The sequence below is a fragment of the bacterium SCSIO 12643 genome, from assembly GCA_024398135.1.
GTDB lineage: Bacteria > Bacteroidota > Bacteroidia > Flavobacteriales_G > Salibacteraceae > CAJXZP01.
Genome location: CP073750.1, coordinates 231,633 through 250,311, shown reverse-complemented (window position 1 = coordinate 250,311; position 18,679 = coordinate 231,633). Strand labels below are relative to the sequence as shown.

The window sequence follows — 18,679 nt, the reverse complement described above, 5'->3', positions numbered from 1 at the left end:
CAGCCAATGAAATTTCATTGGCTGTTTTTGTTTTATGCAGAATGCTTTGTATGCGTGAGCAAAATAGATTTTAAATTATCCGGATGGAAGGGCTTTAAAATATATCCGTTAAAAATACCTTCCTGATAGCTTGGGTCAAATGAAAAATCTGGTTGTGCGGTTAAAGCTAGAATAGGAGTGGAGCAGTTATTTCCAATATTTAAATTCCGAATTTCGCTAGAAGCTTCAAATCCATTTTTCTTCGGCATTTGAATGTCCATAAGAATCAGGTTGTAGCTTGTCTTCTTGGCATAATCCACTGCAATTTGTCCATTACAGGCCAAGTCATACGAAGCATTCCATTGGCCTAACAGACGTGTTATAATTTTAGCATTGATCTCATTGTCCTCTGCAATCAAAATATTGATCCCTTCCAGATCTTCAGATAAATAATGCGGTTCAGTCGTTTTCATTTTTTGATGATAGATATCAAACTCCAATTCCAAATAGAAGATAGAACCCTTTCCTACAGTTGATTTGACAGTAATTTCTCCGTTTAATAGATTTACAAGGTTTTTCGTTATGGCTAAACCTAAACCTGTACCTCCTTTTTGTAAATCAAATGAAGTGGATGATTGGGTGAAACTATCGAATATGTTTTTTAGATCAGATTTTGGAATGCCAACACCTGTATCTATAATTTCAAACCCAATCAGAGCTTTATCTTTAGATGTTTTATTTGAAGTCACCCTAAAGTTTACCATTCCCTTATCGGTATACTTTATGGCGTTGTTGAGTAAGTTAGTTAGTATTTGATGAAGTTTTGTTTTGTCTGTGGTAATAAATTCCGGTAAATCTTCCGTAATATCAATATTAAATTCCAATCCTTTATTGGTCGCCAGGTTCCGTAAGAACTGACTGATGTTTTTGAGTAAGTGTGTTAGATTGAAATGAGATGGTTTATATGTGGATTTTCCAGATTCTAGCTTGGTGAAATCAAGTACATCATTGATTAAAGATAATAGGTTTTCAGAAGCTAGATGTAATATATTAATATCCTCATTCAGGTTTTCTTGTTTATTATTTAATTCAAGCTGGTGACATGTGCCCAGAATAGCATTTAATGGGGTTCTAATTTCATGACTGATCGTAGAAACGAATTTAGATTTTAACCTCGCAGCTTTTTCTGCCTGTTTTTTTGAAGTGTAGATGTCATCAATATCTCGCCCTGTAACCACACTTCCAATAATTTCTCCCTCCAGATTTTTCAATGGGTTGATATGGAATTTGTAAAACCTTTTTCTTCCATCTAAGAAATGTACATGTTTGGAGAACTGAGTGTCTATCCCATTCAAAGACTTAGCATGAATCAAGCGCCACCTTTTGGCAGTTTCATCTAACAAAAAGCCGTCATATAATGGTGCTCCAATCTCGGGATGTAAATGTGATAAGTTGTAGTACAATTCATCAAAAGCCTGATTGAAAATAATCATATTACCCGTAATATCAATTGCCCAAAAAACATCAGATGTATTTTGAATAATAGCATTTAGATTGGCTTCATTTTTTTCTAATCTATTCCTGGTCTTTTGGATACTGGTAATATCCTGAACCACCATTGTGATATGCTTTTTGAATGAATCATTCCGAGGAATCATGGTGGTTCGGGCCAGGTAATATTTGTCAAATTTAGGAGAATAGTAAGTGAGTTCTTGCGGTTTTCCGGTATTAATAGTTTCGTCAACCAGGTTTTTAAAATAGGAATAGACTGTGCGACTAAACACATCAGAAACATTTTTTCCTTTATAAGATTTTATTCTGGTATGTAACGGATTGTTATTTGGAACCCAACAATTAATAAAAGTGTAATCTTCATCAATCTCATATATAATGTCGGATAGAGAGTTTACTACAGCATTGATATGCTGGTTTTTTTGAATCACTTGATGTTCCGAATCTTTAAGTCGGCTGATATCCAGAATACTGCCCACCCATTTTATTGGGTGGTCATCCTCATCGTAAATAAGCTTACTTCTATTACGAAGCCATTTCCATTTGCCCGACTTTGTTCGCATTCTATATTGAACCTCCAAAATACCATGTGGGTTATGGATCAAATGCGCTTTTTCAGCATCTTTTAAAATATCATAATCTTCGGGGTGAAGCAATTGATAAAATGTAGAAGTTTTAGGAGGAAGTTCATCTAGTCCGTAACCAAGAATTACAAACCAGTTTTCATTAAACTTAACATCACGAGAAATGATGTCATATTCCCAGATAGCCATTCCTGAAATTTGAAGGGCGTGGGTGACGTCCGATTGGGAGAATTCATTGAATTCATTCTGTATTTGAGGATACTTGTCAATCATTTGGGGTGGTGATTCTAAGTGAAAAATAGAGAATTAAATACGTAAAATTGAGTAACAGCATTAGATTTAAACATATTGATCAATGAGTTAAAAGTTTTACCAAATTGAATGAAAAGTTTGGTAAAAAACTAAGGGTGACTCACTTTTGCACGCGCAATAGTTCAGAGTATGATACAGGGAATAAAAAGAGAAACGGAATTATCCGAAAAAAATGAGAACACCTGTTATCATTGTGGAAGTGATTTTGAAGAGGTTGTCATAGAGGCGTATGAACATAAGTTTTGTTGTGAAGGATGTAAAACGGTTTATGAAATCTTAGATGAAAATGGACTGAACAATTACTATGGAATTGAAAACAACCCGGGTAATAAAATTCTCAAAGCCATTGGAAATAAATATGCCTTTTTAGATAATGATGAGGTTAAACAGGGGCTATTGGATTTTGAAGATGGGGGAGTTGCGAGCATAAAATTTTATGTGCCTAAAATACATTGTAGTTCGTGTATTTGGTTATTGGAAAATATGCATAGACTGGAGGACGGAATTATTCGATCAACAGTTAACTTTTTAAAGAAAGAGGTGTATGTGGTTTTCAAAACTGAAAAAATTTCTTTGCGAAAAGTAGTAGAGTTGATGTCCTCAATAGGATATGAACCCAACATTTCTTTAGAGGATTTTAAGAAAAAGGAATCAAAGAAGGAAAACAAGAAATTCTTTTATCAACTTGGTGTAGCTGGATTTGCTTTTGGAAACATAATGTTGTTGAGTTTTCCGGATTATTTCGATACCAATGATTATTTGGATGAGAGCTTTAAAAAACTATTTGGGTATCTTAATTTATTTCTGGCGACACCAGTTTTGTTTTACAGTGCGTCAGACTATTTTGTTTCCGCATATAAAGCTTTAATCAAACGATACATTAATATAGATTTCCCAATATCCGTTGGGATCATGACTTTATTTAGTCGTAGTGCGTACGAGATCATTACACAAACCGGAAGTGGATTTATGGATTCTTTTACCATGTTTGTGTTTTTGTTACTGGTTGGAAAATGGTATCAAAACAGGACGTATCAGGCATTATCATTCGAACGGGATTATAAATCTTACTTCCCATTAGCTGTTGTTAAAGTATTTGCGGATAGAGAAGAGCCTGTTCCAGTAGGCACATTGGAGATCAATGATGAAGTGATTCTTAGAAATCAGGAGATTATACCTACAGATGCGGAATTGTTAAGTGATACTGCAAAAATCGATTATAGTTTTGTGACGGGAGAGTCTATTCCGATTGAAAAAACGAAAGGTGATAAACTGTTTGCAGGAGGAAGACAGTTAGGTGCTTCAATTAAGATAAAGGTAAAGAAACCGGTATCTCAATCTTATCTGACCAGACTTTGGAATCAGGATGCATTTGCGAAAGAAGAATCGCAATATCAAAGTGTAGTGAATAAGGTGAGTAAGTACTTTACCTTTTTTGTACTAATCGTGGCATCCCTAACCTTATTATTTTGGTGGGGGAGCGGAGTTACTACAGCTTTAAAAGTATTTACATCGGTATTAATTATTGCGTGTCCATGCGCTTTAGCTCTGACATTGCCTTTTTCTTTTGGAAATACGATGACGATTTTTGGACGAAATCGTTTTTATCTGAAAAATGCAGAAACGGTCGAGAAGATGTCGGAAGTGGACACTATCGTGTTTGATAAAACCGGGACATTAACCCAATCCGGAGATGAGTCGGTCCATTTTGTTGGAGGTGATCTGACAGAAGCGCAAAATCAAATGATATTCTCATTAGTTGCAAATTCTACTCACCCATTAAGTAAAGCGATTTATCAACATATGCACGGGATGACAACCGTAGCAGTTGAAGGGTACAAAGAAGTTGTTTCTCAGGGAATTCAGGGAACGGTTGATGGGGAGCATTTGAAATTAGGAGCTGCGAGTTTTGTGGAGTATAACGGAGAGATTAAAAAGGATTTGTCCTCTCGAGTTTTCGTACAAATAGATGCTAAAGTTTTAGGGTATTTTATTATTAAAAAACAATATAGAACTGGCATTGCCGAATTGATTCAAAAGCTAAAGAATGATCAGTTTAATCTTCATTTGATTTCTGGAGATAACTCATCAGAAATGGAGAATTTATCAAACTATTTTGAGCGAGAAAATCTACATTTTAATCAATCACCTCAAGATAAACTGGATTATGTCAAAGCATTACAAGATCAAGGGGCAAAAGTTTTAATGGTAGGTGATGGATTAAATGATGCTGGAGCTTTAAAACAAGCCAATGTAGGACTAGCGGTGAGTGATGAGGTATATAATTTCACCCCGGCATGTGATGCTATTTTGGATGCCGCAAATTTTGTGAATTTAGAAGGTTTTATGAGATTTTCTAAAAAGACAATTCAGGTGGTTAAAACGAGTTTTGCGATTTCATTGTTTTATAATTCTTTAGGAATGTTATTTGCCATTCAAGGTTTGGTGACACCTCTATTCGCAGCAATACTAATGCCAATTAGCTCAATAACCGTTGTTTCATTTATTACCCTATCTATTCGATTGTCAGCAAGAAAAAGAAACTTATAACACTGATTTAGATTTAGTTTTACTTTAATTTTTAACTTTACCCATGACAATCCAATGACAAATGTATGATGAAAGTCATATTTCATCTTGATGCGGCTCACGTTTTAGGTCACAATTCGATATGATATTTGTTTAGGTTAATCGTTAAAAAGCGTTAAAATGAGCGTAATTTTTATTTTAGTGGGATTCAGTTTGTTAGCTGCTTTATTCTTTTTAGGAGCTTTTTTCTGGGCCATTAAGAATGGACAATATGAGGATGACTATACGCCTTCGGTACGCATGTTATTTGATGATGAAAACTATGAACAGGAGATTAACCCTTCCAAAAAAGTAAAAACACAATCAAAATAAAATAATCAGAAAACAATTAAATCGCTAAAAATGGCAGAAACAATTACCAATCCGGAACATGTTTCCGGTAACGTAGAACACTTCGAGTACGATAATGATATCGTAAGGAAGTTTATTATCGCCTCCGTAGCATTCGGAATAATTGGTATGCTTGTGGGATTAACCGTAGCATTACAGTTAGCATTTCCGGTGTTGAATTTCGACTTGGCTTATACCACTTTCGGTAGAATTAGACCGCTTCATACGAATGCGGTAATTTTTGCTTTTGTGGGTAACGGAATTTTTGCTGGGGTTTATTATTCAATGCCTCGTCTTCTTAAAACGCCAATGTGGAGTAAGATGTTATCCAACATCAACTTCTGGGGATGGCAGTTAATCATTCTTTCTGCAGCAATTACGTTGCCTTTAGGGATTACAACAAGTAAAGAGTATGCTGAATTAGAATGGCCTATTGATATTGCAATTACCTTGATTTGGGTTGTGTTTGGTTTAAACATGATTATGACCATTATCAAGCGTAGAGAGCGTCATATGTATGTGGCTATTTGGTTCTATTTGGCAACTTTCATTACTGTAGCTTTATTACACGTAGTAAACTCTTTCGAGATGCCGGTGCATATGTTTAAATCATATTCATGGTATGCAGGTGTACAAGATGCATTGGTACAATGGTGGTATGGTCACAATGCGGTGGCATTCTTCTTAACTACGCCATACTTGGGTCTGATGTATTACTTCGTGCCTAAAGCGGCAAGAAGACCCGTTTACTCTTATAGATTATCGATTATTCACTTCTGGGCATTAATTTTCTTGTATATCTGGGCTGGTCCTCACCACTTATTATATACAGCTTTACCAGATTGGGCACAAACATTAGGTACTGCATTCTCAGTGATGTTGATTTTCCCTTCTTGGGGTGGTATGATCAACGGATTGTTAACATTAAGAGGTGCCTGGGATAGAGTTCGTGAAGAACCAGTATTAAAATTCTTTGTAATTGCAATTACTGCATACGGTATGTCAACTTTTGAAGGACCTATGCTTTCTGTGAAATCATTAAATGCAATTGCACACTACACTGACTGGATTCCTGCTCACGTTCACGTTGGAGCACTAGGATGGAATGGATTCTTAACATTTGGTATGTTCTACTGGTTAGTACCAAAAATGTGGAACACTAAACTTTGGTCTATTAAATTAGCAAACGTTCACTTCTGGATTGGAACTTTAGGATTGTTATTCTGGGCTATTCCAATGTATTGGGCAGGATGGGTACAAGCATCTATGTGGAAACAATTCACAGATGAAGGAATGTTGGCTTATCCAAACTTCTTACAAACTGTAACTGTACTGGCTCCTTTATATAAACTAAGAGCTTTAGGAGGGTTATTATATTTCACTGGTATTTTATTAGCAACATGGAACCTGGTTAAAACAGCTGCACAAGGTACTTTGTCTAAAGTTGAAGCTGCTTCTGCTCCTGCATTAACTACTACATATACTAAACATTCAGGTGACCACTGGCACAGATGGATTGAAAGAAAACCAGTTCAATTTATGGTTTGGACTTTCGTAGCAGTAGCGATTGGTGGTGCAATTGAGATGTTACCTACATTCTTGATTAAGTCTAATGTTCCTACAATTACCAGTGTACAACCATATACTCCGTTAGAGTTAGAAGGTAGAGATATTTATATTAGAGAAGGATGTAATAACTGTCACTCTCAAATGATTAGACCTTTCAGAAGTGAGGTAGTGAGATACGATCCTAATGGAATGGAATATTCTAAAGCAGGTGAGTATGTTTACGACCACCCACACTTATGGGGTTCTAAAAGAACAGGTCCGGACTTACATAGATTAGGTGGAAAGTATAGTGATGATTGGCATTACAATCATATGTTCGATCCAGAAACTACAAGTCCAAATTCGATTATGCCAAGATATCCTTGGATTATTAGAGATGTAATGAATACATCGCACTTAGAAGATAAGATCGGTGCATTACGTAAGATCGGTGTTCCTTACCCAGAAGGGTATGAAGCACAAGCAATGGCGGATTTAGAAAAGCAAGCTGTGCAAATTTCTAAAAATCTAAAAGCTAAGGGTATCGAATGTTCTCCAGATAAAGAGATTGTTGCATTGATTGCTTATCTACAAAGGTTGGGAACTGATATTCATAAAAAATAAGTCAATTTGAAAATGCTCCTCTTCTAAATAGAAGAGGAGCTACAAACTAAGAAAGTCATGTTAAAGTTTATAAAAAATCATCTAGCGACAATTGAAGGAATGGATTATCTGGCTTCAGTAGCCTTAGTAATGTTCGTTCTGATCTTTTTGTACGTTTCTTACTACGCTTTTTTCTCAATGGAGAAGGGAACAGCAGATGAAATTTCTAGTTTGCCTTTTCAGGATGACGAAATGAAAATTAATATTTAATCGAAAATTATTTGGAAATGAAAATATTCAACCAAACTAAGAATATAGTTGCCCAAAGCGGGAGACTTAAATATGCCCTGTTATCCGCCATGATGCTTTCATCATTCGGGGCGTTTGCCAATGGAGGCGAAAGCGGAATTAGTGATACAAGTTTGACCTACATTTTAGTGGGAATGATGGTGGTGCAAATCGTATTGCTATACGTTATTTCTAGTGTGTTTAAATCATTAACTGGAAATGTATCGATCTGGAAAAAATATGCACCTAATGCAGCAACAGCTCTTACAGGTTTACTTTTGATATCAAGTACGAGTGTTTTTGCACAAGGAGGAGGTTCTTCAGAATTTGTGTTAGATTCAAGCCTGGAATTACTTTTAATCTCAATTAATGCTTTTTTATTATTTGTGATCATCATCTTGTTGGTGAATGTAAAGAAAATTACGAATGCATTAAAAGCGAGTGCTGAAGATGCTGAGGTTACCACAGAAGATGGTATGTTCAGTAGCTTAGGTTTAACCGATGCAGTAGCGATAGAGCATGAGGATGAAATCTTGTTAGATCATGATTATGATGGAATTCACGAGTTAGATAATAACCTTCCACCTTGGTGGTTGATGGGATTCTATATCACTATTTTCTTCTCAGGTGTGTATATGTGGTATTATCTGTTTAATGTAGATAGTCATGTAGGACATAACGAGTTTGTGGCTGAAATGAAATTAGCTGAAGAAGAAGCTGCAAAACGTGGTGCAAGTGTAGATGAGAATTCTGCAACTCTATTGACTTCTGAAGCTGATTTAGCTGCTGGAGCTGAGATTTATAATACGAATTGTGTAGCTTGTCACTTACCAAATGGTGGTGGTAGTGTAGGTCCAAACTTAACAGATGAGTATTGGTTACATGGTGGAGGAATTAAAAATGTATTCCGTACCATTAAAGTTGGTGTTCCTGAAAAAGGAATGATTTCCTGGGAGTCACAATTGTCACCAACTGATATTCAAAAAGTAGCTAGTTTTGTATTAAGCTTACAAGGAACAAATCCTGAAGGCGGAAAAGCACCTGAAGGCGACAAGTGGACAGGTGAATAATCCGAAAGGATATTCATGAATACAAAATAACAATATGAAACACCTTGATTGACTGTACTACAGCTCTTTCAAGGTGTTTTGTTTTCTACACAATAAAAGATTTGATATGGATGAGGGAAATAATTATGGAGAAATTCTAGAAGAAAGAGGTTCTTTTAGAGATTCCATAGGAACCATTGACGATGAAGGAAAAAGAAAATGGGTATATCCCAGAAAACCGAAAGGGAGATTCTATAACAGAAGGTCAATCGTTTCCTGGATATTATTAATCATATTATTTGGTGGCCCATTTGTGAAAATTGATGGGGAGCCACTATTACTTTTTAACATTATAGAAAGAAAGTTTGTCATTTTCGGGCAAATATTCTGGCCACAAGACTTCTTTCTATTTGTAATTGCCATGCTAACGGCAATTGTATTTATCATTCTATTTACAACAGTATTTGGAAGGATTTTCTGTGGATGGATATGTCCGCAAACTATTTTTCTGGAGATGGTATTCAGAAAAATTGAATATTGGATTGAAGGAGATTGGAGAAAACAAAAGAAATTGGATAAAATGCCATGGAATGCTGAGAAGATCAGAAAGAAAGGCATAAAGAATTTTCTATTTATCCTGATTTCCATAATCATCGCCCATACCTTCCTTTCTTATATCATTGGGGTAGAGCAGGTAAATGAATTACTTACTACATCTCCATTTGAAAATACAACCGGGTTTATATCAATGGTCATCTTCACCGGAGTATTTTATGGCGTATTTGCGAGATTTAGAGAACAAGCTTGTATCATCGTTTGTCCTTATGGAAGACTTCAGGGGGCACTTTTAGATAATAAGTCAATCGTTGTGGCGTATGACTTTGTAAGAGGTGAAAGTACCAATGGACGTGCAAGATTTAAGAAAAACGAAGATAGAGAAGCAGCTGGAAAAGGAGATTGTATCGATTGTAAAGCCTGCGTAGATGTGTGCCCAACAGGAATTGATATTCGTAACGGAACACAGTTGGAATGTGTGAATTGTACAGCATGTATTGATGCGTGTGATAGCATTATGGATAGTATTTCTAAACCTAAAGGTTTGATTAGATATGCATCTATCGAAAACATTGAGAAAAAGGAGCCATTTAAGTTTACGCCACGTTTAATTGCATATAGTGCAGTACTTGGATTGTTAATGTCAGCAATGGTGATTCTATTGGCTTTAAGATCTCCAGTAGAAGCTACGGTATTAAGAAGTCAGGGAACTACATATCAAAAAGAAGGTGATCAGCTAAAGAATTTATATACCTACAAGATAATTAATAAAACAAAAGACGAAATTGATGTTAATTTTGTAATTGATGATTTTGAAGGCGCAGAGGTGAAATTGATCGGACATGCTCCGGTTGTACCAGCAGGTGGTTCTGCAGAAGGAGCATTGTTTGTGATCATTGATGCGGATAGAGTCACAGACTATAAAACAAAACTTAAATTGAATATTAATAATTCCGATAGAACATTAACCACGGTTAAAACGATGTTCTTAGGGCCAATTCAATAATATATGAGATTTACCTGGGGGCATGCAGCCATAGCAATACCAGTAACCATTGTCGTAGTATTCACTTCTGTACTAATTAGAAGTATGGCAGATGATAAGAATACCGAGTTAGTTACCGAAGATTATTATGCGAAGGAAATGCAGTTTCAAGATCAAATTGATCAGGTGAAAAATGCATTGGAGTTGAATACCCAATTAAATTGGACTAAAGTTGAAGCCAATTGGCAATTAGATTTAAATGGTGATTTTGAGTCTACAGATGCAGAAGGAGAAGTACATTTTTACAGACCTTCCAATTCAAAATTAGATTTAACGATTCCACTGGATTTGGATGATTCCGGACAACAAATGATTTCAGCAAATAATTTTGAAAGAGGGAAATATCAGATCCAGGTTAAGTGGAATATTGATGGTAAAGAATGTTATTTGGAGAAGAACATTTTTATTCATTAAATAAGATATAGATGATTCAGTGGTGGGCAGCAATAACGATTGGGTTGGTCAGTAGTTTCCATTGTTTGGGAATGTGCGGCCCTATAGCATTTGCCCTCCCATTGAATCGAAATTCACTGGCGAGCCAACTTTTTGGAGCATTTGCTTATAATTTGGGCAGATTGGTTACCTACGGTATGTTAGGATTGGCCTTTGGACTCATCGGTAAGAGTTTAATAATGGCCGGTGTGCAACGATCACTATCTATTTTTGCGGGTATATTCATGATTCTATCTGTGGTATTACCTAAGATTTCAGCTATGGCAAATATTGATGCCTTAACCTTTAAGTATATAGGGAAGTTGAAATCGGTATTTGGACGGTTGTTTAAAAAGTCGTCTGTTGAATCTTTATTTTTTATTGGTGTATTGAACGGTTTACTTCCATGTGCCATGGTTTACATAGCATTGGCCGGTGCGATTGCTGAGGGAGATATGTTAGGAGGGATGTCCTTTATGATGTTTTTTGGGTTAGGAACCATCCCCATGATGTATACGGCAACGGTTTTAGGAAGTTTCGTAACCGTGCAGTTTAGAAATAAACTTCAGAAAGCCATTCCGTATATGGTTTTTATCATTGGGGTGTTATTCATATTAAGAGGGATGAATTTGGGGATTCATTATTTAAGTCCTCATATTGACAGAGTAGACCCTGAAATCACTCAATGTGACTAGTTCGTAAGTCTAAAAATTCCATTCAAATGTAATTAATGTTAATCCTTTTGCATTTGACATAGCTCTATGTGCATTTCACATTTTAAGAATAGTATGCTTAGTGTGGTAAAATAATCGTTCGTCCTTATTTTTTTCCCGATTATAAATCTAGTTAACCAATAAAATAAATCCGACTTGATGATGCAATGTTTTAACAATTTCAAGGTGTCTATTAATGTAGTTTTGAAATGAATCTTAGAGTGTATGCGAGTATTAATTATTGAAGACGAAAATTTGTTAGCGAATGAGTTGAAGCGAACATTAGCGAATATTCGTCAGGATGTAGAGATTGTTGATCAGGTTAGAAGTGTCCAACAAGGTAAAGAATGGTTTACCCGGGATGTGGAAATTGATTTAATTATTTCTGATATTCAATTAATTGATGGAACCAGTTTTGAATTATTTAAGCAGGTCAATATTCAAACTCCGATCATTTTTACCACTGCATATGATGAATTTGCTTTAAAGGCATTTAAACTTAATAGTATTGATTATTTGTTAAAGCCGATTGATGAAAATGATCTAAAGTCAGCTTTAAATAAGTACGAATCATTGTGGAGTAAAAGAAATAACCTCACTGATGATGTATTGAATAATCTGATTGCACGTAAAATTGAAAAATCATATAAATCCAATTTTTTAATTAAAGTTGGAGATCAATATAAACGGGTACATACCCACGATATAGGATTCTTTTATGCTGAGGGGAATACGGTGTATCTGGTAAAAAAGGATGGTAAAAAACTCATCGTAGATTTTTCTTTAGAGCAAGTTACGAATCAACTTGACCCAAAACAGTTTTTTAGAGTAAATAGACATTTACTACTCAATAATACGTGTATAAAGGGGATTCACAAATATTTCAATAGTAGACTAAAGTTAGTGATTCAACCTGAATATGAATCAGAAGTGTTGGTTACAAGGAGTAGGGTGAATGACTTTCTTTCCTGGATGAATTATTAAAGAAAAAGCGCTGTTGATTTCAACAGCGCTTTTTGTATTTAGTTACTTGAATATCCAAACATTCCGTTGGACTTAATGGTCCGGGCGACTTTGTTTGGTACCATTTTTTCCCAACCAGCTTTATTACTTCCAATCATTTCCAGCACATCGTCTGAGAAAATAGTCAGTAAATCACGGTTACAATTCTTAATATCTTCAATTTGATTATTCTCAATCAAATACATGAATAAGTGCATCAAAGTTTTATCAATCTGTACATTTTCACATGTATGTAAACTACCATCCTCAGCATCCGTAGCCGGGTAGATTAATAGTTTGATATTTCGGCCAAATAAGCGACCAAAAGATTCCAGGATTCCACCTTTTAGATTCTTATAATATGTTGGATTGAAAATAGCCTCGAGATTATTCACCCCCATCAAAACGCCAATCTTACGCCCTCTGTTTACATCAGATAGATAATTGGTCAATTTATAATAGTGCTGATAGTTGGTAATAATTACAGTTTGTCCCAATGAACATAAAATGTCCACACGATCCATGTAATCACGTTCTTTCTTTTGATCATCCCCCATTAAAAGATTATTCAATGAAAGCTCAGATAGTACAATAAGATCCTTTTTGACTACATCTTCTTCTTTTACAAACTGTCGGTATCCAGCTAATAACATATCAACGTTTACAAGGGTAGGAGGACGGAAACGACCACGTAAAACCAAAAGGTTCTTTTTATATAAAATCTCGGATGCCTGAACGTTATTCCCGTCAGGTCCAAACATGGCTACAGGGGTTAACCCCAATTTCACCAGTTTCAAACTAATTAATCTGTTGTCTACATTTTCGAAGTCTGGTCCAATGATATTGAACATGTCAATCTCTACACGAGAACGACTTAATCCATCCATTAGAGAGGTTAAAAACTCCTTAATGGAATGTGTTTTATTGTATACGCCATGAACCAAATTTACTCCCAGACGTCCAACGGCCTTTTGTTGTAACAAAGGATCATTATCATGTAAGATGACGTGCATGACAATTTGGTTTGGTGCGGTATTGGCTTTTCTTTGAAAGGTAATACCCATCCAACCGTGTCCCTGATTGGTTTTATGGAAATTTAAAGTCTCTATTGTATCAGCAAATGCGAAAAAACATGTGTCGTCTTTACGATCGCTCAATTTGTCTGTGATATTTGCATAATCATGCTCCATCATTCTCACCAAACGTTGCTTACTTACAAATCGCTTACCTTCTCCATAAATGGCATTAGAGATCTTTTTATCATAAGCCGATTGCGTCAAAGCAATTGTACCGGAGGCCCCTCCGGCTTGAAAAAAATTGGCAGCAACTTCCTGACCTGCACCAATTTCTGAAAATGATCCATAGACATGAGGGTCAAGGTTTACAGCTAATGCTTTTTCGTTAACTGTTAGTTTTCGTGCGGTGTCCATTCTCTTTATTTTTTATCTCCTCAAAATTATTTTGAATTATTGGAAAAACACACTTTTTACTGGGTTTTGTTCCAATTTTAATGATATTTTAATCATTCCTAAATGATTATTCTAATGTTGATAACAATTGTCTTGTTTCCACTGTATTTGCGCATTCGAAATGGTTCTCTGGACAGCTTTTATGTCCATGAAGTCCACAAGGTCTACAATCTAATTTTGATGCTGTTTCTATAACATGTTTATTATCTGATAACGGTGTAAAGCCGAAATCTGGTATAGTTGAACAAAAAACTGATGTTACCGGTGCGTTCATTGCAGAGCAGAGGTGAAGTGGTCCGGAATCGTTGACATAATTCATTCTGGCACTTTTCATCAAAGCCGCAGATTGTAGAAATGATAATTGTCCTGCTAGATTTTCCGGAATATTTAATTGGCATTTGGCTATAAGCTGATCAATGACCTCTTTATCATCCGGCCCACCTAAAAGAAATACATTAAGATTTTCAGGAATTTGATCAATCAATTCTACCCATTTGTAAGCTGGATATTGCTTGGTAAACCATACGGAAGTAGGAGAGATCGTAATATAAGGTAGACTCTGATATTGAGATACTGTATCAAAATCTTCCTTTGAAGGATACAGTCGGGGTTTTGCAGCAATATCATCAGTGAAAAATGAAATTAGTTTTTGATTTCGCTCTACTTCATGCGTGCCATCTCCAATCTCATGTGGGGCCGAATGCGTAAATCCAATAGAAAAAGGATTTTTGGAAAAACCGGAACGTATTTTGGCTTTGGATAATGCGGTTAACATTCCAGTTGCACCAAACCTTTGTGTATTTACAATCGCATCATATTCGGAGTTTCGAATTTGCTTGAGTAAGCGATATAAATTCTTATACTTTCCACTTTTTTTATCCCAAATAATGACCTCATTAATATGCGGATGATTTTGTACTAAAGCTTCATTGCCTTTACGTACTAAATAGTCAATTTGAGCTTTTGGCAAATGCGCACGAATCTTTTCGATAAGTGCGGTGGCCAAAATTACATCACCAATAAAGGCGGTTTGAATAATCAATATTTTATTTGGGACGATGGTCATTAAACGGCAACATTAAAGTTACGTAAAGCATCATTAAGTGAAGTCTTTTTATCTGTACTTGGCTTACGCTTACCGATAATCAATGCTACGGGTACATTATATTTTCCTGCCGGAAACTCTTTTTCAATGGTTCCGGGAATTACAACTGATCTCGCAGGAACAATGCCTCTGTATTCTACAGGTTCATCACCAGAAACGTCTATGATTTTTGTAGACATGGTCAAAACCACGTTTGCTCCTAAAACAGCTTCGGTTTCAACACGAACACCCTCAACAACAATACAACGTGAACCAATAAAGCAATTGTCTTCAATAATAACAGGTGCTGCTTGAAGTGGTTCTAAAACTCCACCAATTCCAACACCACCGGATAAATGCACATTCTTACCAATTTGTGCACAAGAACCTACAGTAGCCCATGTATCGACCATGGTTCCTTCATCAACATAAGCACCAATGTTTACATAAGAAGGCATCATGATGACATTACTGGAAATGTAAGAACCGTATCTTGCTACAGCATGAGGAACCACACGAACTCCCTTTTGCTCGTAACCGGTTTTTAATTTCATTTTATCATGGAATTCAAATGGACCTACTTCAATAGTTTCCATTTTCTGAATAGGGAAGTACATAACCACAGCTTTCTTTACCCATTCATTCACTTGCCATCCATCTTCGGTTGGCTCCGCCACGCGCAGTTTACCTGAATCAATCTGTTCGATTACTTCACGGATGGTATCCTGCACTTTTTGATCATTTAACATGTCTCTATTTTCCCAGGCTTGCTCAATGATTTCTCTCATGATATTTTGATCTTTTAATTTAGTCGGCAAATGTAGCCTACCAATTTCTAATTAACTCTTTTGCTTTTAAATAATATGGCCGTTAAGCCTGAAATAAAAAGACACATGGTCTTTTGTGGAAAGATGGATGCTGATATGATTTCCACTCTGCAATATCCAATGTTTTGATATATTCATTTGAATTCGTGGTATCCAGTGCCATGCACAATTTTGTGTCTGCACGAAGCGTTTTTTTTAATGCTTCAAACATCTGTTCGTTCCTATATGGTGTCTCGATGAATATTTGAGTTTGTCCGGTTTTCGTTGAAATCTGTTCTAATTCCCTCAGTCTCTTATTACGCTCTTTATCTTTAACAGGTAAATAACCGTGAAAAGCAAAATTTTGTCCATTTAAACCGGAAGCCATTAGTGCCAGGAAAATAGAAGATGGACCTACCAAAGGCACCACCTTTATATTAAACTGATGAGCAAGTTTTACCAGATCTGATCCAGGATCAGCGATTCCAGGACAGCCAGCATCTGAAAGTAATCCCATATCTTCACCATTGAAGATAGGTGCAAAGTATGACTCATAATCACTACTCTCACTGTATTTTCCAATATTGTAGAGCTTTAAATCTTGAATATTATTTTTAAGATTTAATTTTTTTAATGAAGCTCTTGCAGGTTTTTCTTTCTCAACTAAAAAGTGAGTGATATGTGCCAGTTGCTCTTTGTTACCTTCCGGAATCACATAATGCATGGGTGCATCACTAATTGGTGTTGGAATTAAAAACAATGTACCTGAATTCATTTTATAAATTTTAATGGCTACAAAAGTGATAAATCACGTCTAAATAATAGCTGTTTGTTTATGGTGAAAACTATTGAAGATTTTCAATTTTTTCGATCAATACATCTAATGATTCGTCTAGCATTTGGTATACATCTTCAAACCCTGTGGTTCCGCCATAGTATGGATCTGGTACCGATATGTTTTCTCCCGGGTGGGACAAATTCATAATCATTTCAGGGGTATTTTGACTATTTGCAGCTTTTGCCATTCTCAAAACATCACTTTGATTTTGTTGATCCATAGTAAAAATAAAATCATAGTCTTTGAAATCGACAAAATCAAACTTGCGAGATCTTAAGTCCAGAATATCAATACCCTTAGAACGCAAGGTGCTGATGGACCTGGGGTCCGCATGTTCACCAACATGGAATCCGGATGTACCTGAAGATTCAATATGAACCTTCAATCCTTTTTTTTGAGCTTTATCTCTAAAAATACCGTGAGCCATAGGGGATCTACAGATGTTTCCCAGACATACAAACATGACACTTTTCATAGTGGGCTAAAGTAGTATTATAAAGCATAAATGAGGTCTAAAGCATTGAATTATTTCGGATTTCAGCCTGGATTACTTTATTACCTGTCAGATTTGTAATATATTTTGCGTACCATAAATCTATACGTATGAAAAAGACACCTCATTTAGTCACCGAACATGGACGTGAATTTATCTCCAAAGAAACCATCAGTGGAATTATTCTGGTTGTCGCAGCAGTCATTGCGATTATCTGGGCAAATTCACCCTGGGCACATTCTTATCATTATGTATGGCATGAGATTCATATGGAGTTTGAATTTGAGAACTGGTTTGATTTAGATGCTTCTTTGAATCACTGGATTAACGATGGATTGATGGCGATATTTTTCTTTACGGTTGGTTTAGAAATCAAGCGTGAAGTGATGGAAGGGGAGTTAAGTTCTCTGAAAAAAGCTTCAATGCCAATTATGGCTGCAGTAGGAGGAATGATTGTGCCTGCGGTGATTTATACATTTTTTAATTATGATAATCCGGATACCGCAAATGGTTGGGGGATTCCCATGGCGACAGATATTGGTTTCACTCTGGGAGTTTTATCTCTTCTGGGGAATCGCGTAAGTATAAATCTAAAGATATTTTTAACTGCTTTGGCAATTGCAGATGATCTAGGAGCGATTATGGTGATTGCTTTGTTTTATACCGATCCGGCTAGTATAGATTTTAATCAGTTATGGGTAGCATTGGCATTTATTGTGGTTTTAATCGTTGCGAATAAGGTTGGAATTAGAAGTGGAACCTTTTATGGAATTGTGGGCCTTTTTGGTGTATGGATTGCGTTTATTTACTCTGGAATACATGCCACTTTTGCTGGGGTGCTGATAGCGATTACAATTCCTGCCAGAGCTAAAATATCTGAACAAGAGTTTTTAGAAAAGGGGAGAAAGTATGCCGATGTATTTACAAAAAATATGAAATCGGGTAAGTTATTGTCTACTGAACAGGCACATGCTATTTCGGGAATGGAAAAGGCCATGGAGCAAGTACAAACACCATTACAAAAACTAGAACATGCAATTCACCCGTTTGTAGCCTATTTCGTTTTACCACTATTTGCATTGAGTAATGCAGGTATAGAGATTTCGGGCTCTATTATAGATATGATGTTACATCCTGTTGCACTTGGTGTGATGTTTGGTTTGGTACTTGGGAAATTTCTGGGAATCTCATTGTTTTCCAAGCTTATGGTAAAGTTAAAACTCTCTACTTTGCCTGATAATGTGGCGTGGATGGAAATATACGGTGCGGCAATGCTTGCGGGAATAGGGTTTACAATGTCTATCTTTATCACGGATTTAGCGTTCGATGATAAATCAATTATAGAACATGCCAAGGTAGGTGTAATGGCGGCCTCTTTGGTGGCGGCAATTTTAGGATTATTAATTTTAAAGTTTTATTACAATAAAAGAGATTCTGAATAGTTTTGC

16 protein-coding genes are annotated in these 18,679 nt (G+C 36.0%); 10 read left to right on the top strand and 6 right to left on the bottom strand.

Annotated features, from left to right (window positions below; genetic code table 11):
- Window positions 1-32 precede the first annotated feature (32 nt).
- Window positions 33-2,348, bottom strand: coding sequence for a PAS domain S-box protein (locus KFE94_01090; GenBank protein ID UTW66736.1), 2,316 nt, complete (start codon window positions 2,346-2,348; stop codon window positions 33-35).
- 168 nt (window positions 2,349-2,516) lie between these two features.
- Here KFE94_01090 and KFE94_01085 point away from each other — a divergent pair, with 168 nt between their 5' ends.
- The 9 genes from KFE94_01085 (at window position 2,517) to KFE94_01045 (ending at window position 12,523) form a co-directional block, all read left to right on the top strand.
- Window positions 2,517-4,937, top strand: coding sequence for a heavy metal translocating P-type ATPase metal-binding domain-containing protein (locus tag KFE94_01085; GenBank protein UTW66735.1), 2,421 nt, complete (start codon window positions 2,517-2,519; stop codon window positions 4,935-4,937).
- 159 nt (window positions 4,938-5,096) lie between these two features.
- A complete protein-coding gene (gene ccoS, locus KFE94_01080; protein ID UTW66734.1) occupies window positions 5,097-5,288 on the top strand; it encodes a cbb3-type cytochrome oxidase assembly protein CcoS in 192 nt (63 codons plus the stop codon).
- A gap of 30 nt (window positions 5,289-5,318) precedes the next feature.
- Window positions 5,319-7,478 carry a cytochrome-c oxidase, cbb3-type subunit I gene (gene ccoN, locus KFE94_01075; protein ID UTW66733.1) on the top strand — a complete coding sequence of 720 codons (2,160 nt, stop codon included), beginning with the start codon at window positions 5,319-5,321 and terminating at the stop codon, window positions 7,476-7,478.
- Window positions 7,479-7,535: 57 nt separating this feature from the next.
- Window positions 7,536-7,727, top strand: coding sequence for a CcoQ/FixQ family Cbb3-type cytochrome c oxidase assembly chaperone (locus tag KFE94_01070; protein UTW66732.1), 192 nt, complete (start codon window positions 7,536-7,538; stop codon window positions 7,725-7,727).
- A gap of 176 nt (window positions 7,728-7,903) precedes the next feature.
- Complete coding sequence (locus tag KFE94_01065) at window positions 7,904-8,815, top strand: c-type cytochrome (protein UTW68186.1); 912 nt, start codon at window positions 7,904-7,906, stop codon at window positions 8,813-8,815.
- Between the two features lie 106 nt (window positions 8,816-8,921).
- Window positions 8,922-10,355 (top strand): cytochrome c oxidase accessory protein CcoG, encoded by a 1,434-nt coding sequence (ccoG, locus tag KFE94_01060; GenBank protein UTW66731.1) that lies wholly within the window; start codon window positions 8,922-8,924, stop codon window positions 10,353-10,355.
- 3 nt (window positions 10,356-10,358) lie between these two features.
- Window positions 10,359-10,808 (top strand): FixH family protein, encoded by a 450-nt coding sequence (locus tag KFE94_01055; protein ID UTW66730.1) that lies wholly within the window; start codon window positions 10,359-10,361, stop codon window positions 10,806-10,808.
- Window positions 10,809-10,819: 11 nt separating this feature from the next.
- Window positions 10,820-11,521 (top strand): sulfite exporter TauE/SafE family protein, encoded by a 702-nt coding sequence (locus KFE94_01050; GenBank protein ID UTW66729.1) that lies wholly within the window; start codon window positions 10,820-10,822, stop codon window positions 11,519-11,521.
- A 243-nt stretch (window positions 11,522-11,764) separates the two neighbouring features.
- A complete protein-coding gene (locus tag KFE94_01045; GenBank protein ID UTW66728.1) occupies window positions 11,765-12,523 on the top strand; it encodes a response regulator transcription factor in 759 nt (252 codons plus the stop codon).
- Between the two features lie 38 nt (window positions 12,524-12,561).
- Here KFE94_01045 and KFE94_01040 read toward each other — a convergent pair whose 3' ends face one another.
- From KFE94_01040 to KFE94_01020, 5 genes are all read right to left on the bottom strand, one after another.
- Entirely contained in the window at window positions 12,562-13,971 is a 1,410-nt protein-coding gene (locus tag KFE94_01040) for a TonB-dependent receptor (GenBank protein UTW66727.1), read from the bottom strand.
- A gap of 106 nt (window positions 13,972-14,077) precedes the next feature.
- On the bottom strand, window positions 14,078-15,076 hold the full coding sequence (locus KFE94_01035; GenBank protein ID UTW66726.1) for a glycosyltransferase family 9 protein: 999 nt from the start codon (window positions 15,074-15,076) through the stop codon (window positions 14,078-14,080).
- Window positions 15,076-15,882, bottom strand: a complete 807-nt coding sequence (locus KFE94_01030; protein ID UTW66725.1) for a 2,3,4,5-tetrahydropyridine-2,6-dicarboxylate N-succinyltransferase — start codon at window positions 15,880-15,882, stop codon at window positions 15,076-15,078. Before KFE94_01030 ends, KFE94_01035 begins: the two co-directional genes overlap by 1 nt.
- 82 nt (window positions 15,883-15,964) lie before the next feature.
- A complete protein-coding gene (locus tag KFE94_01025; GenBank protein ID UTW66724.1) occupies window positions 15,965-16,675 on the bottom strand; it encodes an SAM-dependent methyltransferase in 711 nt (236 codons plus the stop codon).
- Window positions 16,676-16,745: 70 nt separating this feature from the next.
- Window positions 16,746-17,213 carry a low molecular weight phosphotyrosine protein phosphatase gene (locus tag KFE94_01020; GenBank protein UTW66723.1) on the bottom strand — a complete coding sequence of 156 codons (468 nt, stop codon included), beginning with the start codon at window positions 17,211-17,213 and terminating at the stop codon, window positions 16,746-16,748.
- A 128-nt stretch (window positions 17,214-17,341) separates the two neighbouring features.
- Between KFE94_01020 and nhaA the strand changes: the two genes are divergently transcribed.
- Window positions 17,342-18,673, top strand: a complete 1,332-nt coding sequence (gene nhaA, locus KFE94_01015; protein ID UTW66722.1) for a Na+/H+ antiporter NhaA — start codon at window positions 17,342-17,344, stop codon at window positions 18,671-18,673.
- Window positions 18,674-18,679: the final 6 nt, after the last annotated feature.

Bases quoted from the DNA above. Each gene is read 5' to 3' on its own strand.
- KFE94_01090 (UTW66736.1), bottom strand. From the start codon at position 2,348: ATGATTGACAAGTATCCTCAAATACAGAATGAATTCAATGAATTCTCC.
- KFE94_01085 (UTW66735.1), top strand. From the start codon at position 2,517: ATGATACAGGGAATAAAAAGAGAAACGGAATTATCCGAAAAAAATGAG.
- ccoS (UTW66734.1), top strand. From the start codon at position 5,097: ATGAGCGTAATTTTTATTTTAGTGGGATTCAGTTTGTTAGCTGCTTTA.
- ccoN (UTW66733.1), top strand. From the start codon at position 5,319: ATGGCAGAAACAATTACCAATCCGGAACATGTTTCCGGTAACGTAGAA.
- KFE94_01070 (UTW66732.1), top strand. From the start codon at position 7,536: ATGTTAAAGTTTATAAAAAATCATCTAGCGACAATTGAAGGAATGGAT.
- KFE94_01065 (UTW68186.1), top strand. From the start codon at position 7,904: ATGGTGGTGCAAATCGTATTGCTATACGTTATTTCTAGTGTGTTTAAA.
- ccoG (UTW66731.1), top strand. From the start codon at position 8,922: ATGGATGAGGGAAATAATTATGGAGAAATTCTAGAAGAAAGAGGTTCT.
- KFE94_01055 (UTW66730.1), top strand. From the start codon at position 10,359: ATGAGATTTACCTGGGGGCATGCAGCCATAGCAATACCAGTAACCATT.
- KFE94_01050 (UTW66729.1), top strand. From the start codon at position 10,820: ATGATTCAGTGGTGGGCAGCAATAACGATTGGGTTGGTCAGTAGTTTC.
- KFE94_01045 (UTW66728.1), top strand. From the start codon at position 11,765: ATGCGAGTATTAATTATTGAAGACGAAAATTTGTTAGCGAATGAGTTG.
- KFE94_01040 (UTW66727.1), bottom strand. From the start codon at position 13,971: ATGGACACCGCACGAAAACTAACAGTTAACGAAAAAGCATTAGCTGTA.
- KFE94_01035 (UTW66726.1), bottom strand. From the start codon at position 15,076: ATGACCATCGTCCCAAATAAAATATTGATTATTCAAACCGCCTTTATT.
- KFE94_01030 (UTW66725.1), bottom strand. From the start codon at position 15,882: ATGAGAGAAATCATTGAGCAAGCCTGGGAAAATAGAGACATGTTAAAT.
- KFE94_01025 (UTW66724.1), bottom strand. From the start codon at position 16,675: ATGAATTCAGGTACATTGTTTTTAATTCCAACACCAATTAGTGATGCA.
- KFE94_01020 (UTW66723.1), bottom strand. From the start codon at position 17,213: ATGAAAAGTGTCATGTTTGTATGTCTGGGAAACATCTGTAGATCCCCT.
- nhaA (UTW66722.1), top strand. From the start codon at position 17,342: ATGAAAAAGACACCTCATTTAGTCACCGAACATGGACGTGAATTTATC.